Genomic DNA, 20,553 nt, shown 5'->3' with positions numbered 1-20,553 from the left:
AGAGTAGAGAGTAGAGTGAAGGTGGATTTACCTTTCGCGATGCTCAGGTAAATCTTAAAACTTATATATTGCTCAGCTTCGCTGAATAGCATTTACTCCAAATCTATAGCATATCATTTTTACGTTCCTATAAGGAGAAAATCGGTAGTAGAAATTATAAACTACCGATTTTTTTATTTGGCTATGTTTTGTTTTAACATAGTCGTTTATTTTAACAACAATATAATATTGAGGTAATGGGAATGTGGTATACTTTAAGGTAAAAAAGACTTGTTTAGAGTACAAAGTACAGAGTACAGAGTACAGTGAAGGAGGATTTATCTTCCTTACGTCAGATAAATCTTAAAACTTATAGAAACAAGATTAGCCTTGCTAATCATGTATAAGAGGTTTGGGCGCTAGCCCATTAAGTTTTTAAATTTTTCTGTGAATAGAGATAAACCATTTGAAACTTCAAAATTAATTTGTATCAAAATGCCGTCTTCTAGGCATTTTGATGCAAATTAATTTTGGTAGTTGAAACGGTTTATCTATAGCAGAAAAATTAACCTTCACTGTACTTTGTACTCTGTACTCTGTACTCTGCCCTAAAGGAGTTGTAATTATGAATAATAAAGTTAACCACTTAGTTCTTATTTCCATAGATGCTCTTAACGCACAGGATTTTAAAAGATTAATTGAATTACCCACTTTTAGTGAAATAATAAAAAACGGTTCATATGCAAGGGAAGTTGTAGGTATATATCCATCGCTTACTTATCCATCGCATACATCAATAATAACAGGAACATACCCTGATAAGCATGGTTTATTTACTAATGAGATGATGCAGCCTGGAGTTAGAAGGCAGCAGTGGTATTGGCATAAAAAGCATATAAAAGTTCCAACACTTTGCGATATTGCAAAAGAAGCCAATATGAAAATCGGAAATATATTTTTTCCAGTTATGGCTGGAGCTGAAATAGATTATAACTGCCCAGAAATATGGACTACAAAGCCCAAGGAAAGCCAGGTATTAAAATCCTTAAGAACTGGAAGTCCGCTTTTCCTTTTAAACATAATGAGAAAATTTGGGAAGATACTTAATGGTATTGAGGAACCGGAGCTTGATAATTTTGTAACCGAATCAGCTGCATATATGATTAAATCAAAAAAACCTAATTTATCCTTGATGCATCTTAATGAAGTTGATCATATAAGGCATAAATATGGATTTAATGCTCCAGAACTTGATGATGCATTTAAAAGAATGGATGAAAGGGTAAATAAAATAATCAATGCAGTTAAAGAAGCTGGAATATATGAAAATACTGCATTTGTTATACTTGGTGATCATGGTTTTGCAGATGTAGATTATAAAATATGTATGAATGCAGCTTTTGTAAAAAAAGGACTTATATCACTTGATGAAAATGGAGATATTAAAGATTGGAAGGTATATTCAAATTATTGTGATGGTTCAGTTCAAATAAAAATAAAAGCTGATAAAGACGAGGATACTTTTAATAAGGTTAAAGAAATGCTTTATGATATGAAAAAATCAAAAGAATTTGGAATAAAAAAAGTATATACAAAATCAGAAGTAGAACAGAAAAAGGTTACTGGAGATTTTGATTTCATGCTAGAGGCTGAGGATGGATACTATTTTGATAATGATTGGAAGACAGAGGAAGTAGTAAGTAAAGTAGAAAAATCAAATTCAAGGGCAAATGACCCAGATTATTTTGCTGCTACTCATGGCTATGACCCTCTTAAGGAAAATTACAGAACTTTTTTCATGGTTTCTGGACCTGGCATAAAAAAAGGATTTTCAGTGCCTGAAATAAACTTAGTAGATGAAGGACCTACAATGGCAAAAATATTGGGATTAAAGATGAATAATGTAGATGGAAGAATAATTGAAGAAATATTTGAATAAAAAAAAATTTTTTTTCAATAAACTCTCCTATAAATAAACAAATTGTATTATAATTATACTAAGTTTGTTTTTTCAACATCAACAAATGTATGCGTAGTAAAGATACAGTATTTGAAACTATATTTTGAAAGGGGCTATTTAAATGAAAGCTATTATAACAGTTATAGGAAAAGACAAGGTTGGAATAATTGCAAATGTAAGTACAATTTTATCAGAACTCAATGTAAACATTCTTGATATAAGCCAGACCATAATGCAAGAATATTTTACAATGATAATGCTTGCAGATGTGTCAGGAGCAACTGTTTCATTTGATGAAGTAAAACAAAAGCTTGATGAAAAAGGCAAGGAACTTGGAGTTTCTATAAGAATACAAAATGAAGGTATATTTAATTCAATGAATAGAGTTTAAAGGAGAAAGTTAAATGAATACTAATGAAATAACTAGTACCATAAAAATGATAGAAGAACAAAAATTAGATATACGTACAATAACTATGGGAATATCCTTAAGAGATTGCTGCAGTTTTGATGGTGAAGCTTCAAGAAAAAAAATCTATGAGAAGATAACAAGATATGCAGAAAATCTTGTAAAGGTTGGAGAAGAAATAGAGAGAGATTACGGAATTCCTATAATAAATAAAAGAATTTCAGTAACGCCAATTTCTATGATTGCAGAATCTTCGGAAGATACTAATTATGTTGAATATGCAAAAACTCTAGATAGAGCAGCTAAGGCTGTAGGAGTAAATCTTATTGGTGGATTTTCTGCACTTGTACAAAAGGGATATACAAAGGGCGATAAAATTTTAATACAATCAATTCCAGAAGCTTTACACTCAACAGATATAGTTTGTAGTTCTGTCAATGTTGGAAGCAGCAAAACAGGAATAAACATGGATGCTGTTAAGCAAATGGGCCAAGTAATAAGAGACACAGCTATGCTTTCTCGTGATAAAAATGGAATGGATTGTATGAAGCTTGTTGTATTTGCAAATGCTGTAGATGATAACCCTTTCATGGCAGGAGCGTTCCATGGGGTAGGTGAAGCTGAATGCATAATAAATGTAGGTGTCAGCGGACCTGGAACTGTGAAAGCAGCTCTTGAAAGTGTAAGGGGAGAATCCTTTGATGTTGTTGCGGAAACTATTAAAAAGACTGCTTTTAGAATTACAAGAGCAGGTCAGCTTGTAGCAAGAGAAGCATCAAAAAGATTGAATGTTCCTTTTGGAATCGTAGATTTATCACTTGCACCTACTCCAGCAGTTGGTGATAGTGTTGGAAGAATATTTGAAGAAATGGGGCTTGAAGCTTGTGGTGCACCAGGAACAACTGCTGCATTAGCACTTTTAAATGATGCCGTTAAAAAGGGTGGAATAATGGCAGCAGGACATGTTGGTGGACTTAGTGGTGCATTTATACCTGTAAGCGAAGATGAAGGTATGATTGAAGCTGTTAACAAGGGTGCTTTAACACTTGAAAAGCTTGAGGCAATGACTTGTGTTTGTTCTGTAGGACTTGATATGATAGCTATACCTGGAGATACTCCAGTAGAAACTATATCTGGTATTATAGCAGATGAAGCTGCAATAGGCGTTATAAACAATAAAACTACAGCAGTTCGTATAATTCCAGCTATAGGTATGGGCGTTGGCGATAGCCTTGAATTTGGAGGCTTATTTGGCACAGCACCAGTTATGCCAGTAAGCAAATTCTCATCAGCCGATTTTATAAATAGAGGTGGAAGAATACCATCACCTATTCATAGTTTTAAGAACTAAGAAACTTAAACTAAGCCAGAGTACAAAGTACAAAGTACATAGTACAATGAAGGAGGATTTACTTTTCCTTACGTCAAGTAAATCTTGGAACTTATATATTATCAGCTGCGCTGAGCACCTATGGTGCGATTGCGTAAGCAATAAAAAAATAAGTTTTAAGATTTTCTGTAGTGAAACGGAAGAAAATCATCCTTCACTGTACTTTGTACTCTGTACTCTGTACTCTGTTTTTTTGGTTTACATTTAGTTATGGAAGATAAATCAATATATTTATGTAGAATTTATAAAATCAACTAAAGAGTTGCCACAATAAATCGAAATAATTGAAGAGAATGCGAAATAAAAAAGTATATTATATAAAATACATATATTTAAAAATTGATATAAATTTTTTTCTAATGTATAATGATAAAAGTGTGTTGATACACAAGATATTGTATTGCGGGGGGACATAAATGCTAAATGTAGTTAAAAGAGATGGAAGAGAAGTTCAATTCAATTCCAGTAAAATTCGTGCTGCCATAAAAGGTGCATCAGATGAAATAGGGTTTAACATAAAGGAAAGTGACTTATTAAACTTAACTCAAATAGTTATAGAAAAATTAGAAACACAAAAGGTAGCTAGAATTTCTGTTGAGGAAGTTCAAAACTTAGTACAAAGTACACTTTTGGAAAATGATTTTAAAGAAATAGGAAAGGCCTATTTTAATTATAGAAATGAAAGAACAAAAGTAAGAGATCTAAAATCAGATTTGATGAAGGTTATAGAACAAATCGGTGTTGAAACGGATAGAGATAATGCAAATGTAGGAAATAATTATAGTTCAAAACTTTTAAGAATAGCAAGTGAATCTAATAAATGGCATAATCTTGCTGTAATGCCTAAAAAGATTTCAAAGGCTCACGAAAATGGTGATATTTATCTTCATGATTTGGATAGTTACAATTTAACGACAAATTGCTTACATATACCAACAAAAGAGGTGCTTTTAAGAGGGTTTAATACAGGTTATGGTTATATAAGAAAACCAATGAAAATAGAATCTGCTGCTGAACTTTCTTGTATACTTCTTCAATCTACACAAAATGATATGTTTGGAGGTCAATCACATCCTGATTTTGATAATGATATGGCTCCATTTATAGAAGCATCTAGACAATCTATAAGACAAGAATTTTTAGAATTTGGAATAAGTGAAGCTAATGTAGATGAATTTACAGAAAAGAAACTTAGAAAATCAGTAGAACAGGCAATGCAGGGAATAGTATATAACTTAAATACAATGCATTCAAGAGCTGGTTCACAGGTACCGTTTTCATCAATTAACATAGGTATACCTAACACACCTGATGCGGCTTTAGTATGTGAAGTATTTCTAAAAGAATATGAAAAAGGTCTTGGAAAGGGAGAACAGCCAATATTCCCTAACATAATTTTCAGAGTAAAAAGTGGAGTTAATAGAGAAAAGGAAGATCCATACTACTATTTATTTGAATTAGCATGTAGAGTTGCAGCTAAGAGAATGAATCCAACCTTTATGAATATTGATGCTGAGTTTAACAAAAAATATTATGAACAAGGGTATATGCCAGCTACAATGGGATGTAGGACATATTTAATGTCAAATGTTAATGGCGAGCCTGGTGTTAAGGGAAGAGGAAATATCGCTCCAACAACTGTAAATCTTCCAAGAATAGGAATACTTGCAAAGGGTGATGTAGATAAGTTCTTTGAGCTTTTAGATACAAGACTTGATATTGCAAAGGATAGTCTTTTAGATAGATATGAAGTATTAAAGAAATTAAGAGTTAAGGATTTACCATTTGTTGCAGGACAGGGACTTATGAGTGGTGCAGAAAACTTAAGCCCAGAGGATTCAATAGAGCCAGTACTTAAGCAGGGAACTTGGGCAATTGGATTTATAGGTCTTGCTGAAACACTTGTTGCACTGCTTGGACATCATCACGGTGAAACTGCAGAAGCAAGAGAACTTGGAATCAAGATAGTATCTTATATGAGAAGTTATACTGATAAATTAATAAAAGAAACTCACCTTAACTGGAGTTGTTATGCTACACCTGCTGAAGGTTTATCAGGAAAATTTATTGTAAAAGATAAAGCTGTTTTTGGTGAAATTAAGGGCGTTACAGATAAAGATTATTATACAAATAGCTATCACATACCTGTAGGCTTTAATATATCCATAAAAGAGAAAATAAATATTGAAGCTCCTTACCACGAACTTTGTAATGGAGGTCACATTTCATATATAGAACTTGATGATTATCCAGATGCTGAAACAATAATGAATATTATAGATTATGCATATAGAAATACTCAGATAAGTTATATGGGAATAAATTTTCATATTAGATATTGCAGAAGTTGTGGAACATATTTAAGTCCTTCAGATGGAAAATGTCCTTCATGCGGCTCTGATGATATACAGGGAATATCAAGAGTTACAGGTTACTTAAGTCTTGATGAAAGATTTGGAGTGGGAAAATCAGCTGAAAGGTCAGATAGAATATCTCAACAAAATGGAAATCACGTTTACGCTTAAAGGAGGAAGTTTATGAAATTACAAGTTGCAGGCTTTTTGGATAACTCTCTTGTAAATGGTAAAGGTCTTAGAAGTGTGGTCTTCTTATCAGGCTGCAAAAGAAATTGCAAAGGCTGCCAAAATCCTTGTATGCAGGATTTTTCATATGGTGATGAAGTAGATTCAAGCGAAGTACTTGAAAGAATAAAGAGCAATATCCCTTTAATAAAAGGAGTTACCTTTTCAGGTGGAGATCCATTTGAACAGCCTCAAGGAGTAATGGAACTCGCTAAAGCTGTAAAAGAACTCAACTTAAATGTATGGTGTTATACCGGATATAAATATGAAGAATTACTAGAAGATAAAGAAAGAGCAGAGCTTCTTAAATATATAGACGTTTTAGTTGATGGTCCTTTTGAAGAAAGCCTTATGGAAAATGCACCAAAGTACGCAGGATCATCGAATCAGAGGATTTTGGAACTTGTTGAAGGAAAAGTAGAGACAAAGTACAAAGTATAAAGTACAAAGTACAAAGAAGGAGAAGTTTGCTGCTAGACGCAGCAAACTTTTTTTAACTTATAAAAGACTTAGCGTTCAGCTGTGCTGAACGCTAAGTCCTAATGGGTTTGGGCGGTAGCCCATTAAGTTTAAAATTTCTTCGACGCAAGGAGAAGAAATTCACATTCACTGTACTTTGTACTCTGTACTCTGTACTTTGTCTCCTATTCTATATTAAGAATTTTTACCTCATTAACCCCACTTGGTTTATCTAAAATACTAATCTTGTTTTCAGCCATCTTTTCTCCATTTTTCATTTCTAAAATAAACTTATCAACTCCATCTAGTGGAAGGGATATTAAAGAGGTTTTGTAGTGCATAGGTATTACAATTTTACTTTGCAGTTTTTGGCATAACTCTGCTGCTTCTTTTGCATTAATAGTAAAATTGCCTCCGACAGGAATTAAAAGAATATCGATATCTCCGAGGAGATTAATTTCGTCATCATTTAAAATGTAACCTAAATCTCCTAAATGGCATATTCTTAAATTATCAACTTCAAATACAAAAATTGTGTTATTACCTCTTGCAGCACCTTTGACTTTGTCATGGTAAGAGGGGATACCTTCTATTTTAACATTTTGAAAATTAAATACTCCGGTAGTATCTATTATTTTAGTATCTTCCGATAAGTCTTTTGTGTAATCATGATCAAAGTGATGATGACTAATAGTAACTAAATCTGCAAAACCATTATAGGGTTTATATCCTATTTTGCTGTCAAAGGGATCGGTTAAAATGACCACTCCATCATCAGATTTAATAAGAAAACAAGCTTGACCAAACCATGTTATTTGCATAAAATCACCCCTTAGTTCAATTCACGATTTACAGTTCACAATGCACAATGAAGGAGGATTTACCCTCCTTGCGTCAGGTGAATCTTAAAATTTATATATTGTCACCTTCGGTGAGTAACATACTTGGCAATCATAGAATTATAAGTTTTAAGCTTTTTCTACGTTCACGGAGAAAAAGCATCCTTCATTGTGAATTGTGCATTGTGAATCGTGCATTGATATTAATATTAGCATCATTATAAGTGTAATTGTTTAAAAAATCAAATTATGATATAATGAATAACAGTTTGTTATATTTATATAGAAAAAGGTAGGTTTAAGAATATGAGTAGAATGTTTGGAACAGATGGAGTAAGGGGAATAGCTAATAAAGAACTTACTGCAGAATTGGCATATAAATTGGGAAGAGCAGGCGCATATGTTTTAACAGAAGGAGCACACAAACCTAAGATATTGGTTGGAATGGACACTAGAATATCTGGAGATATGCTTGAAGGTGCACTTATTTCAGGTATACTTTCAGTTGGAGCAGAAGCTATTTCTGTTGGCATAATTCCAACACCGGCTGTAGCATATTTAACTAGAAAATACGGTGCTGATGCTGGAGTTGTAATATCTGCTTCACACAATCCTGTTGAATATAATGGTATTAAATTTTTTAATAGCAATGGATATAAGCTTTCTGATGATTTAGAAGATAGAATACAAAGTGTCATAGAAGATGATTTTAAAGGAGTTCCACTACCAACAGGTAAGGATGTTGGCAGAAAAATAATAGAAGAGTCAGCAGTTGATGATTATATAGAATTTGCTAAAAGCACTATAGATGGAGATTTAAAAGGATTAAAAATAGCTCTTGATTGTGCTAATGGTGCATCATATATAACTGCTTTAAAGACCTTTAGAGAACTTGGAGCAGAGGTTAAGGTAATAAATAATGATCCAGATGGAATAAATATAAATGCTAATTGTGGTTCAACTCATCCAGAAGAACTTATGGATTATGTTGTAAGAAAAAATTGTGATCTTGGTCTTGCCTTTGATGGAGATGCAGATAGATGTCTTGCTGTAGATGAAAAAGGAAATCTTATAGATGGCGATTTTATAATGGCTATTTGTGGAAATTATCTTAAGCAGCGTGGAAGACTTAGAAATGATGTAGTTGTTGTTACAGTAATGAGCAATATGGGATTATTTAAAGCTCTTGATAACGTCAATATTAAAACAGTTAAAACTAAAGTTGGAGATAGATATGTTCTTGAGGAAATGATTAAGGAAGGCTATAAGCTTGGCGGAGAACAATCAGGACATATTATATTCTTAGATTACAATACTACTGGAGATGGACTTGTAACAGGACTTCAATTATCAACTATAGTTAAGAAGAGTGGTAAAACTCTTTCTGAACTTGCAAGTATGATGAAAAAACTTCCACAGGTTCTTGCAAATGCAGTAGTTCCAAATGATAAGAAGGATATATATATTACAGATAAGGAAATAGCTGACGAAATAGAAAAAATAGAAAAAGAGTTAGCTGGAAACGGAAGAGTATTAATAAGACCTTCAGGAACAGAGCCACTTGTAAGGGTTATGCTTGAGGGAGAAGACCAAGAGTTGCTAGACAAATTAGCTCATGGATTAGCTAAGAGAATAGAAGAAAAAGCAAATAATTAATATAAAAAAAGCCACAATCAAGTACAATTTATTTGATTGTGGCCTTTTTACTTTTTTGGAGTGAACTGCAAAAAAACTTTGTATTTGTAATTTCCATTTTTTAAGTATCACATCTATATTTCAATACTATAGAATATAAATAAAATGGGTATAATAAATATGTCTTATACGAGAATAAATTTGAAAGGATATTGCCATGGAAACACATAAAATTAAGATAACAAAATTGGTTAAACAAATTATTAAGGTTTCATTAGAAGATGATATTTTTGCTTTGGCATCTCAATTAGCATATAGTTTACTTTTTGCTTTTTTTCCTTTTTTAATTTTTGTTATGACACTAATTGGCTTCAGTAGCATTAAAAGTGAGGAGGTACTTGGGTTATTTTCTAAAATAATGCCTTATCAAGTGTATAGTTTAATTAAAAATACTGTTGTAGAGGTAGTTGATACTAGAAATGGGAATTTGTTATCCTTCAGCTTAATAGTTACTATATGGGCATCAATTTCAGGATTTAATGCTGTAATTAAAGGGCTTAATAAAGCATATAAAGAGAATGAGAGAAGAGGATTTTTAAAGGTTCAAATGGTATCCTTAATATTTACATTTGGACTAGTTTTAGTAATATTTTCTATAGCATTTTTGATGGTATTTGCAAGTGTAAACGAGGCATTTATTGAAAGAACTATAGGATATCCGCAAATAACATCGTACATATGGGATGTTATTAAATACTTAATACTGGTTTTTGGTATGATATTCATATTTGCTGCACTTTATAGATATACTCCAACAAAGAAATATGAATGGAAGGATGTAGCTTGGGGAGCTGTTTTTAGTACGGTAGGATGGATAATAGCCTCCTTTGGATTTTCATTTTATGTAAACAACTTTGGAAATTATTCAAAACTTTATGGAAGTATAGGAACAGTTATAGTTCTTATGCTTTGGCTATTTATAGGTTCATTTATAGTTATTTTAGGAGGAGAGTTAAATTCTGTAATGTTAGATAAAAGTATTTATAAATAATTCATAAATAATAATTATATTGTGTTTACACTTATGTAAATTTAGTGTAAAATTTTAAATTGCATGATGTTATAATAATTTCAAGATAGAAGGTATTGCTGTGAAAAATATTTGGGGTAAGTGTATTTTAATTTCATTAATAATCATAACTATATTTATTTTAGGTGGATGTGATAATAAAAAGGTTATAAGCGAAAAAGCACCTAAAACTACAGCTCAAAAATATGATGATGCTTTTGAGGGTTTCATAAAAAATTATTATAACAGCGAGATTTCAAGTGATGAGAATTATTTAAAACAATTTTTTATTAACCCTAATGTTGCAGATATACAATTAGTTAAAAAGAAATTTTTGATTTTTAACATAGAAAAAATTAATTTTCAAGGAGTATATAATATTAAGAAAAGTGGTAGGATTGCAGTTATGGTAAGCACCTTTGACGCTTTGTTTAAAAATATTAATAATCCTAGACCGGATGTTGAGATACTAGTGCTTATAAACAAAAATAAGTCATGGTACTTTCTAAATGACGATGAGGTTTTAAAGCCTGATGAAGCCGAATGGGTTAATGAACAAAGGAAAATTGAAAGCAAATTTATTGTCACGGATAAAAAAATGCAGAATATATTACAGACCAATCAAAAGTTTGATGAAGATAATAGAACGTACATGGAAGCATGTCAGCAAAAATTTTTACAGCAGCAATCGTCAACAAACTAATAAATCAAAGTACAAAGTACAATGAAGGATGATTTACCTTTCCTTACGTCAGGTAAATCTTAAACTTAACTATTGTTAGCTTCGCTTACAACAGTACTGAAGCGATTGCGTAAGCAATCAAAAATAAGTTATAAGATTTTCTGTAGCAAAGCGGAAGAAAATCATCCTTCTTTGTACTCTGTACTTTATACTTTGTACTTTGGTTTAATGGTTCGCAATAATTTTAAATGGCATTTAATCAATTATTAATTAAACACTTCATTAAATTCCTTTCCCATACTAAGTATTAACTTTCCTCCTTCGCTAGTATCTCCTATAAGATAACCACCAACGAGAATATCATCTTTAAAGAATAAGGTTTTACAATTATTTGATTTTGAATCGAATATTTCTACTTTTTTGCTTTCAGCTGGGGAGATGTTTCCAAAGGATAAAATAGATGTTCCTAAAGCATCGAATATTACTGAGGAAACAAAGTTTGTAAAGTTTACATTATCTCCGACAGAGTTTGCGCCAGCGGTTTTACCCATTTCAATTGCAGAAGTCCAATTTCCATAAACAATACCATTTAATTCAGCAGTATCGCCAGCAGCGTAAATGTCTTTTATACTGGTTTCCATTTTTTCATTAACTATTATTCCCTTATTTACATTAATTCCAGCAGTTTTAGCTAATTCAATATTTGGTCTTATGCCAATAGAAAATAAGACGATATCAGCAGCTATAAATTTGCCACTTTTTAATTCAATTCCAGTAACCTTAGTGTCTCCAACAATTTTTTCACAGGAATCACCTAAAATTAAATTAACACCAGATTGTGAAATTAAGTTTTTAAATACTTCACCACCAAATTTATCAAGTTGTCTTGGTAATAGGCTAGGGAAGAATTCAACCACCGTTACATCTAAGCCTAATTTTTTCATTCCATCGGCAGCTTCAAGACCAAGTAAACCTCCACCAATAACAACTGCACTTTTTGAAGCTTTAAATTTTTCTTTTAAAGCATTTGCATCATCTAAATTTTTTAAAGTATAAACGCCAGCTTTATCTATTCCGGGCAATTCAGGCCTGAAATTATGGCTTCCAGTTGCAAGTATTAATTTATCGTAGGATATTTTTTTGCCATCAACTAATATTAGTTCTTTTTTTGTTGAATCTATCTTTTCTACTGCTAATCCTAAGGAAAGAGTTATATTGTTATCTTCATACCATTTCTTAGGTGATATATAAAATTCATTTTCAGGTATATTTTCACTTAAATAATCGGAAAGCTGAGGTCTAAAATAAGTTAGGTAATTTTCGGCGGATATAATTTCTATACTGCAACTCCTATTCCTCTTTCTTATAGCTTCTGCTGAGTAATATCCAGCGGCACCATTTCCTATTATAACTATTTTTTCGGAAGTATCACTTGTAAAGGTATTTTCAGCTTCAGTAACTTCAATAAATTGATCTTTTCCAGCACCGCATACAGGACATACCTCAGGTGGCTCATTGCCTTCAAATACAACTCCGCAAATCAAACATTTCCACTTTTTTGTGGTTGAGGAGCTTTTTATATTACTTGAAGTTTTATTCAAATTGTTTTTTATAATTTCGGCAAAACTTTTACCAAAGTTATAAGCATTTTGAAGTTCTTCACAAGATGGCTTAAAATTGATTTCAAGTCCTGGAAGCGGAATATTCATTTTTAATTGTTTAAGTCTAGCTTCTATGTTAGGGACAGCTTCACCACTCCAACCATATGACCCAAAGGCACCTGCAAATTTATTACCATGGACTATTGGGTTTAAGGAAGTTAATATATCTAAAACTGGCTTTAAAGCATCACTATTAATAGTTGGTGAACCAAATAAAACTCCACAAGAATTATCTATGCTTTCAAATATTTCTTCCTGTTTGCTATAGGTAATATCGTAAGAATTAGTTTTAAAACCACTGATAGAATTAATTCCAGCTGCTATATTTTCAGCAAGCTCTTTTGTGTAACCATAAGCAGATACATAGCAGATGGTTATATTTTTTGTGGAAGCTTCGGAAGCTGGTAAACTCCATTTTTTATAAAGTTCAACAATTTCCATTGGGTTGTGTCTTAGAACAGGACCGTGACCAGGACAAATAACATCAATTGGTAAGTCCTTTATTTTGTCGTAGGCTTTAAGTACATAGTTTTTGAATGGTCCCATGATGCAGTCAAAATAATATTTAAGAGCTTCAAAATAATTTTCTCTATTTTCAACTAAATCATTAAATACATTTTCACTTGAATAATGAGAGCCAAAAGAATCACAGGTTAGTAAAACCTTGTCTTCTGGAACGTAAGTATATATGGAATCAGGCCAGTGAAGGAAAGGAGCTGATATAAATTTCAGAGTTTTTCCACCTAAATCTATAGTAGTTCCGTCTTTAACTTCAATTGCCTCAAAATCATGATTTACTATAGCTTTCAAAAATTTTATTGCGACAGCAGAACCAACTACTTTGGCATTTTTGCATATATTTAAAAGCTTTGCTACGGAGCCTGCATGATCAGGTTCAGTATGATCTACAATTATATAATCTATACTTTCTATGTCTATCTCTAAAGCTTTAAGACGTTCTATATACTCATCAAAGAATTTTTCCTTAACAGTTTCAAATATAGCTGTTTTATTTGTACCTTTTACAACATACGAGTTATAAGAAGTTCCGTAAGGCGTATACATAACTATATCAAAAATCCTAAGTTCAGGGTCAAGTGCTCCAACCCAGTAAATATCTTTTTTTATTTCAAAAGTTTTCATTTTAACCACTCCCAATAGTTATTATTAATTAATATATATTATTATTTTAATGCTAATGGCTTAAAAAATCAATACTATACTTAAATTGTATATTTTAAGTATTTGCCTTAAATCGCGATGGAGAACAATTATAATATTTTTTAAATAGTTTGCTAAAGTAGTAGGCATCGTTATAACCTACACTTTTGGCAATGGTTTTAACTGATAAATTTGTACCAATTAATAAGTGGACAGCTTTTTCAAGGCGTATTTTTATAAGATAATTTATAGGAGACACGCCAGTTTGCTCTTTAAATATTTTGGAGATATAAACAGGGCTCAAATACATATTTTTAGATAACTTATATAAAGATATATTTTGCATATAATTATTATTCATGTATGAAATTATTTCTTTTACTATGTTAGATTTCTCAGATAATTCAAAGTTGCATTGCTTAATTTCTTTTCTGCTTTCTTCTGAGTAAGTTTCCCTTAAGAATAATATTAAAAGTTTCATAGATAAACATTTTAAAACTAGCTCATAGCCAGGTTCATGCTTAGCATGCTCTTTAACAAGTTCAGTACAGCAATTGTAGAATTCTTTTTCATATTTTTTAAAGTTGAACACGCCTAAAAAGTTTTCCTTAGTAATGTAGTTTTGGGGAAAATTTCGTATATTTATATTCTTAATTCCAATGTGAAGTTCGTTGAAATTTTCGTACTTATTTACAATTTCGGAATGATATACTCCTGGATTAAATGCCATTAGTTGCCCTTTAGTAACTGTGTAAAGGATATCATTAACTATATATGAAGTTTCTCCGGATAAAACAAAGCTAAACTCTAAAAAATCATGGCAGTGATGATCTATAATATAATTTTCTTTTGGCCTTGAGTTAAAAACGTATAATATTTGTGGATTAAAATTATTTACATTTATACCTAGGTCACACATATAATCACCTCGATTAATTTGCATGTATAAAAAAGTACATTAAATAAATAAAAATGTACATTCTTATTTATACTATTTTAACACATAATTGTATTGTTACAAGATAGGAGGAGGAAACTTTTATGGACAGTTTAAAATGGATTTTTAGCTATATCAAACAGTATAAGTTTAGAATGTCGTTAGTCATTATTATGGTTTTAATTTCTTCAGCTTTGGGAATGGTAAATCCATATTTATCAGGTAAGCTGGTGGATGTCGTTATTTTAAAGAAACAAACTAATCTACTTATTCCAATTTTAATTTTTATGATAGGAGTTACTTTAGTTAGAGTAACTGTGAGATATGGTTTTCAAATGATTTCAGAATATGTGTCACAAAATATAATTTTTGAAATACGTGAAAAAATGTATGTAAAGCTTCAAAAACTTGATTTTAATTTCTTTGATGAAACAAGGACAGGTGACCTTATGGCAAGAATGACAGGTGATCTTGATGCAATAAGGCATTTTATAGCATGGGTAATTTATAATACTTGCGAAAATTTAGCTATTTTTCTTATGGCAGTAGTTATGATGTTTTATATCAATGCAAAATTTGCACTTATTATGTTGGTTGTTACACCATTTATAGGCTACTTTGCATATAACATGACACAAGAGGTTGGACCTACTTTCTACGCAATAAGGGAGCAGTTTTCAAGGCTTAACACTGTAGTTCAAGAGAATATAAGTGGAAACAGGGTTGTAAAGGCTTTTGCAAAGGAAGATTATGAGCTTTTAAAATTTGAAAAGGAAAATCAAGGCTTTATGGATAGAAATATGGATTCTGCGAAGGTTTGGGAAAAATATCTTCCCATATTGACCTCTTTTTCGAATATGTTTTCAGTAATTATGATTTTAGTAGGTGGAATTCTTGTAATAAATAATACAATGAGTTTAGGTGATTTAGTAGTATTTAATGGACTTGTATGGGCACTTAATAATCCTATGAATATGGTTGGATGGCTTATAAATGATATTGAACGTTCTATAGCATCTTCGAGGAAAATAAGAATGTTAATTAATGCTGATCCTAAAATAAAAAATATAGGCAAAAATTTATTTAAAGATAGAATATATGGTGACATTGAATTTAAAAAGGTATCTTTTAAATACGGAAATGAAACTGTACTTGAGGATATAAATTTTAAAGTTAAAGCAGGAGAAACTGTTGCAATTTTAGGACCTACAGGTTGTGGAAAATCTACGCTTATAAACCTTATTCAAAGATTTTATGATATTGAAAAGGGAGAAATACTCATAGATGGTAAGGATATTAAAAGCTATGATCTTCAAAAACTTCGTGATAGTATATCTGCCGCAATGCAGGACATATTTTTATTCTCAGATACAATTGAAGGAAATATAGCTTATGGTACACCAAATGCATCAAGTGAGCAAGTTAAGTGGGCAGCTGAGGTTTCTGATGCGGATAGTTTTATATCAAGCCTTGAAGATGGCTATGAAACTATAGTTGGAGAAAGAGGAGTTGGACTTTCAGGAGGACAAAAGCAAAGAATAGCACTTGCGAGAGCAATAATCAAGGAGCCATCTATTTTAATTTTAGATGATACAACCTCCAGCCTAGATGTTGAAACGGAAATAATGATTCAAGGTAATTTAAAGGAGTATTTAAGTGATAAAACTACTTTCATAATTGCACATAGAATTTCATCAGTTAAAAATGCAGACTTAATACTTGTAATGGATGATGGAAGAATAATAGAAAGTGGAACTCACGATGAACTTTTAAAGAAAAAGGGATATTACGCAAATGTGTATGAAAACCAATATGGTGATTTTGAAAAGCAGCTTAAGAAAGAGGTGAGTTAATTTTGGCAAGAAATAAATTTGATGAAGATGAGGATTTTAACGAAAAGATAAATTCACATGAATTAAAGAGAATTTTAAAGTATGTCCTGCCATATAAAAAGGAAATGGTCATAACTATAATATTAATGCTTTTATCAAGTGCAGCGACGCTTTTAGGACCATATTTAATTGAAATTGCCATTGATGATATGATACCTAAAAAGAACATTAATGGGCTTATAATGATATCTGTAGTTTTTGTTATTACAATAATAGTAACCGGTCTATGCATGAAGTTTAAAATAAGGACTATGGCAGATATAGGTCAAAAAGTAATTAAAAATATAAGATCAGATATATTTAACAAGCTTCAAGAATTACCTTTTTCCTATTATGATAATAGGCCTCATGGCAAAATATTAGTTAGGGTAGTCAATTACGTAAATTCGCTTAGTGATTTGCTTTCTAATGGACTTATAAATTTGATTACAGATATGTTTAGTGTAATTGTAATAATAGTGTTTATGTTTGCAATAAATATTAAACTTACGCTTCTTTGCTTTGCAGGTTTTCCGGTGCTTATAGGAGTTACCTTTTTAATTAAAAATGCACAAAGAAAAGCATTTAGAGCTTACAGCAATAAGCAGTCAAACTTAAATAGTTATATCCATGAAAGTATAACAGGAATCAAAGTAACACAAGCTTTTGTAAGGGAAGAGGAAAACTTAGGTATACTTAGAAGAGTTAGTGATGAATATAGAAATTCATGGTTAAAGGCAGTAGCTGTCCAATTATTGTTAGGACCATGTATTGAGAATATATCTACACTTACAATAGCTTTAATATATTTAGTTGGAATTTATTCCATAGGTGCTGCGGGAATAACTATAGGAGTGCTTGTGGCCTTTGTTGGATATATATCTAGGTTTTGGGGACCAATTTCAAATATAGGTAATTTTTATAACAGCTTAATAATGACTATGGCTTATGTGGAAAGAATTTTTGAGACCATAGATGAAGAGGTTACAGTTAAAGATTTACCTAATGCATATGAAATGCCTCTTATAAAGGGTGAGGTGGAATTTAAAAATGTAAGTTTTAAATATGATGAAAGTGCCACAATATTAAAATCTATATCCTTTAAAGTGAATAGCGGCGAGACTATAGCCATTGTTGGACCTACAGGGGCTGGGAAAACCACTATTATAAATCTTTTAAGCAGGTTTTATGATGTAAGTAGTGGTAAGCTTTTGATTGATGGCATTGACATACAAGCAGTAACAATTGAATCCTTAAGAAAACAAATGGGGGTAATGCTTCAAGATACCTTCATATTTTCAGGAACAATAATGGATAATATTCGATATGGAAAGCTTGATGCAACGGATGAAGAGGTTATTGAAGCAGCTGAAACTGTAAGAGCACATGAGTTTATTAAAAATATGAAGAAGGGGTACTATACGGAGGTAAACGAAAGGGGAAGCAGATTATCTGTTGGCCAAAGACAATTAATATCATTTGCTAGAGCGCTTCTTGCAGATCCAAGAATATTAATTCTTGATGAAGCAACTTCAAGTATAGATACAAAAACTGAGATGGCACTCCAAGAAGGTTTAGATAAACTTTTAAAAGGAAGAACTTCATTTGTAATTGCGCACAGGTTATCCACAATTAAGAATGCAGATAGGATAATGTTTGTGGATAACGGAACAATTATTGAACAAGGAAGTCATAAGGAACTTATGGAGAAAAGAGGAGCTTATTATGAATTGTACACTTCACAATATAAAATATTAAAAGCAGTATAAGGCAGAGTACAAAGGACAGTGAAGGTGGATTTTCCTACGCTAACGCTGCGGAAAATCTTAAAACTTAAATAATATCAGCTTGCTGGAAATCATATTTGGTAAAATTTCATTACTATTAATTTTAATATTTTGTACTTTGGTAGAGAAAAATAATACTTCATTGTATTCTGAGTTAAATCCTAATTTGTAAGGATAAATTTGGTGCTTGCGATTTACATTTTTCAGATAGCATATTTATACAAAGAATGGTAGAAATGTAGTTGAGAATATAAAAAAGCAACTTGGATTTGTACACCAAATTGCTTTTTTATTTTAAAGTTAGAATGGAATGTGTAATTTTACAAAATCAGTCATAGGCGGATAATCTATTAAACTTAAATTTTTAGCGCCAATATGACTTAAAGTCAATCCTGAAAGTAATAATGCTATGCACATGAACAATAATACTAATTTCTTATAAATTTTTTTTGACATATTATTTATCTCCTTTACTTATGATTAATCTGTAACGCAAATTCAGATAATTCCTTAATAATTGCAGTATTATCTGAGTAAAAATTAATTAACCTATACATAATTTCATTGTCTATTTTCCCTTGTCTGTGTGATATTGAAAAGAATTTATTTTTTATATTATTCATTTTTTCAATACTGTTTAGGGTTTTATATAGTTCAACTAAATTATATAATATCTCATTAGCTAAAATGTAATTTTTTTGATTTTCAGAAAACTCTAAAGCTTTTAAGTAAAAATCTTCTGATAATTGTAGCTTCTCGAGTTCTTTATATATTTTTCCTAGTTCAAAATAAATATTTGATATACACGAACCATTTTTATTCAAATTTACTAATTGGTTAACTACAACATTAAGTTTTTCAATGGCCTCATCCATCAAGTTAACTTCTAGACATACATGGACAATGTTTGTTAAATTTATTAAATAATCTTCTAAACTATTTTTATCTATTAACCTTGAAATTTCATAAAATACTTTAAGAGCTTCGTGTTTTTTATTTATTTCATATAAACAACTTGCTTTGTTATTTAGGATTTTAATATACTTTGAAGTATCAGAATTACTAACTAATTCTTCTGCCATTTTAATATTTTGCAGTGATTTTTCGTAATTATTAATACGCTTATAGTTTAAAGCATTGTTATATCTAAAAATAACTTTATCATTTTGAGGCATGTCATCAAAGTAATTTAAAGCAAATTCACAGCATTCAATACTTTTCTTATAATCTCCTACACAATTATAGACTATTGATAATTTTCTTGAAAGTGGTAGTAATTTTTTATCTAAAAATACCTTACTAATTAAAGCTAGTGCTTTTTCATAATATACAACACTTTTATACATTTCGTTATTATTGCAATAATAATCTCCTGCAATCTCATATACGCTTAGTTTTTTATCTTTAATATCCCAATCGATTAAAAAATTTTCTGCTTTTTTTAGTATTTCTATGAAACTGCCATCTTTAGATATTACTAAAGTTTTTAATTCTTCTATGTAATTATCAAGTATCTTTGTAGCCTGAACAATTTGATTTTCCATTAAATATTCAACAGTTTCAGTAATTTTAAGTTTTTTCTTTTTAGCAATTTCTTTTAGGTTTTTTATAATAATTTCTGCTGTTTTTTTAGTGATATTAGCTTTGTTAGTTTCAATTTCACTTATTAGATTTCTTGTTATATCTTCACCCGAAATTTCATCTTGCCTTAAACCATATTTCTGTCTAATAGCTTTTAGTTTTTCGCCGTCCGATAGTATTGTACCCTCCATTTTTGCTAATCTCCTCGCTTACATAAAGTTTATATTTACTATAATAATTACCATTATAGCAAATATGAATAATTATGTAAATGACATTAATTACGATTTTTTATTATTTGGCTATGTCTTAAATAAGTGTTGATTTTCACACTTATTTAAAACATAGCTTATTATCTGCATTATAGATAGACAACTTAGAAATTAAAAATTTTAAATTCCAGGTTTATCCTGGCAGCAATGTTTTTCAATTCACAGTTCACAATGCACAATTCACAATGAAGGAGGATTTTCCTCCGCTTTGCTGCAGAAAATCTTAAATTTAAATATTATCAGCTTCGCTGAGAACCATATATGGCGCGATTGCGTAAG

At 30.9% G+C, this 20,553-nt stretch carries 14 protein-coding genes; 10 read left to right on the top strand and 4 right to left on the bottom strand.

Translation table 11 applies throughout. The features are described 5' to 3' along the window. Window positions 1–604: 604 nt before the first annotated feature. The 5 genes from CUEA01_RS17570 to nrdG all read left to right on the top strand — a co-directional run bounded on the left by CUEA01_RS17570 (window position 605) and on the right by nrdG (window position 6,761). Window positions 605–1,918: an alkaline phosphatase family protein gene (locus CUEA01_RS17570; protein WP_234123096.1), complete on the top strand. Its 1,314-nt coding sequence runs from the start codon at window positions 605–607 to the stop codon at window positions 1,916–1,918. 142 nt (window positions 1,919–2,060) lie between these two features. Beyond that, a complete protein-coding gene (locus CUEA01_RS17565) occupies window positions 2,061–2,330 on the top strand; it encodes an ACT domain-containing protein (RefSeq protein ID WP_234123095.1) in 270 nt (89 codons plus the stop codon). Between the two features lie 13 nt (window positions 2,331–2,343). Then, entirely contained in the window at window positions 2,344–3,699 is a 1,356-nt protein-coding gene (locus tag CUEA01_RS17560) for a PFL family protein (RefSeq protein WP_234123092.1), read from the top strand. A 455-nt stretch (window positions 3,700–4,154) separates the two neighbouring features. After that, window positions 4,155–6,263 carry an anaerobic ribonucleoside-triphosphate reductase gene (gene nrdD / locus CUEA01_RS17555; RefSeq protein ID WP_234123091.1) on the top strand — a complete coding sequence of 703 codons (2,109 nt, stop codon included), beginning with the start codon at window positions 4,155–4,157 and terminating at the stop codon, window positions 6,261–6,263. A 12-nt stretch (window positions 6,264–6,275) separates the two neighbouring features. Then, complete coding sequence (gene nrdG, locus CUEA01_RS17550) at window positions 6,276–6,761, top strand: anaerobic ribonucleoside-triphosphate reductase activating protein (protein ID WP_234123088.1); 486 nt, start codon at window positions 6,276–6,278, stop codon at window positions 6,759–6,761. Window positions 6,762–6,964: 203 nt separating this feature from the next. Here nrdG and CUEA01_RS17545 read toward each other — a convergent pair whose 3' ends face one another. Further along, entirely contained in the window at window positions 6,965–7,600 is a 636-nt protein-coding gene (locus CUEA01_RS17545; RefSeq protein ID WP_234123085.1) for an MBL fold metallo-hydrolase, read from the bottom strand. Between the two features lie 324 nt (window positions 7,601–7,924). Here CUEA01_RS17545 and glmM point away from each other — a divergent pair, with 324 nt between their 5' ends. The 3 genes from glmM to CUEA01_RS17530 all read left to right on the top strand — a co-directional run bounded on the left by glmM (window position 7,925) and on the right by CUEA01_RS17530 (window position 11,025). Further along, window positions 7,925–9,274, top strand: coding sequence for a phosphoglucosamine mutase (gene glmM / locus CUEA01_RS17540; protein WP_234123084.1), 1,350 nt, complete (start codon window positions 7,925–7,927; stop codon window positions 9,272–9,274). A gap of 196 nt (window positions 9,275–9,470) precedes the next feature. Further along, window positions 9,471–10,304 (top strand): YihY/virulence factor BrkB family protein, encoded by an 834-nt coding sequence (locus tag CUEA01_RS17535; RefSeq protein ID WP_234123082.1) that lies wholly within the window; start codon window positions 9,471–9,473, stop codon window positions 10,302–10,304. 100 nt (window positions 10,305–10,404) lie between these two features. Beyond that, complete coding sequence (locus tag CUEA01_RS17530; RefSeq protein ID WP_234123080.1) at window positions 10,405–11,025, top strand: hypothetical protein; 621 nt, start codon at window positions 10,405–10,407, stop codon at window positions 11,023–11,025. Window positions 11,026–11,270: 245 nt separating this feature from the next. Here CUEA01_RS17530 and CUEA01_RS17525 read toward each other — a convergent pair whose 3' ends face one another. Next, window positions 11,271–13,808 (bottom strand): FAD-dependent oxidoreductase, encoded by a 2,538-nt coding sequence (locus CUEA01_RS17525; protein WP_234123078.1) that lies wholly within the window; start codon window positions 13,806–13,808, stop codon window positions 11,271–11,273. A gap of 94 nt (window positions 13,809–13,902) precedes the next feature. Beyond that, a complete protein-coding gene (locus tag CUEA01_RS17520) occupies window positions 13,903–14,745 on the bottom strand; it encodes an AraC family transcriptional regulator (RefSeq protein ID WP_234123077.1) in 843 nt (280 codons plus the stop codon). Between the two features lie 122 nt (window positions 14,746–14,867). Between CUEA01_RS17520 and CUEA01_RS17515 the strand changes: the two genes are divergently transcribed. Both CUEA01_RS17515 and CUEA01_RS17510 read left to right on the top strand, forming a co-directional pair. Continuing rightward, window positions 14,868–16,616 (top strand): ABC transporter ATP-binding protein, encoded by a 1,749-nt coding sequence (locus tag CUEA01_RS17515; protein ID WP_234123076.1) that lies wholly within the window; start codon window positions 14,868–14,870, stop codon window positions 16,614–16,616. A 2-nt stretch (window positions 16,617–16,618) separates the two neighbouring features. After that, entirely contained in the window at window positions 16,619–18,403 is a 1,785-nt protein-coding gene (locus CUEA01_RS17510) for an ABC transporter ATP-binding protein (protein WP_234123075.1), read from the top strand. Between the two features lie 488 nt (window positions 18,404–18,891). On the opposite strand, the gene CUEA01_RS17505 is transcribed toward CUEA01_RS17510, so the two are convergent. Continuing rightward, complete coding sequence (locus CUEA01_RS17505) at window positions 18,892–20,193, bottom strand: helix-turn-helix domain-containing protein (RefSeq protein ID WP_234123074.1); 1,302 nt, start codon at window positions 20,191–20,193, stop codon at window positions 18,892–18,894. Between the last annotated feature and the right edge of the window lie 360 nt (window positions 20,194–20,553).

The sequence above is a fragment of the Clostridium hydrogenum genome, assembly GCF_021432385.1.
Classification (GTDB): domain Bacteria; phylum Bacillota; class Clostridia; order Clostridiales; family Clostridiaceae; genus Clostridium_S; species Clostridium_S hydrogenum.
The sequence above is the reverse complement of the archived record's forward strand: the minus strand, read 5'-3'. Positions and strand labels throughout refer to the sequence as shown.

Coding starts and splice junctions, on each gene's coding strand:
- CUEA01_RS17520 (WP_234123077.1), bottom strand. CDS start 14,745: ATGTGTGACCTAGGTATAAATGTAAATAATTTTAATCCACAAATATTA.
- CUEA01_RS17505 (WP_234123074.1), bottom strand. CDS start 20,193: ATGGAGGGTACAATACTATCGGACGGCGAAAAACTAAAAGCTATTAGA.
- CUEA01_RS17545 (WP_234123085.1), bottom strand. CDS start 7,600: ATGCAAATAACATGGTTTGGTCAAGCTTGTTTTCTTATTAAATCTGAT.
- CUEA01_RS17560 (WP_234123092.1), top strand. CDS start 2,344: ATGAATACTAATGAAATAACTAGTACCATAAAAATGATAGAAGAACAA.
- CUEA01_RS17525 (WP_234123078.1), bottom strand. CDS start 13,808: ATGAAAACTTTTGAAATAAAAAAAGATATTTACTGGGTTGGAGCACTT.
- CUEA01_RS17535 (WP_234123082.1), top strand. CDS start 9,471: ATGGAAACACATAAAATTAAGATAACAAAATTGGTTAAACAAATTATT.
- nrdG (WP_234123088.1), top strand. CDS start 6,276: ATGAAATTACAAGTTGCAGGCTTTTTGGATAACTCTCTTGTAAATGGT.
- nrdD (WP_234123091.1), top strand. CDS start 4,155: ATGCTAAATGTAGTTAAAAGAGATGGAAGAGAAGTTCAATTCAATTCC.
- CUEA01_RS17570 (WP_234123096.1), top strand. CDS start 605: ATGAATAATAAAGTTAACCACTTAGTTCTTATTTCCATAGATGCTCTT.
- CUEA01_RS17565 (WP_234123095.1), top strand. CDS start 2,061: ATGAAAGCTATTATAACAGTTATAGGAAAAGACAAGGTTGGAATAATT.
- glmM (WP_234123084.1), top strand. CDS start 7,925: ATGAGTAGAATGTTTGGAACAGATGGAGTAAGGGGAATAGCTAATAAA.
- CUEA01_RS17515 (WP_234123076.1), top strand. CDS start 14,868: ATGGACAGTTTAAAATGGATTTTTAGCTATATCAAACAGTATAAGTTT.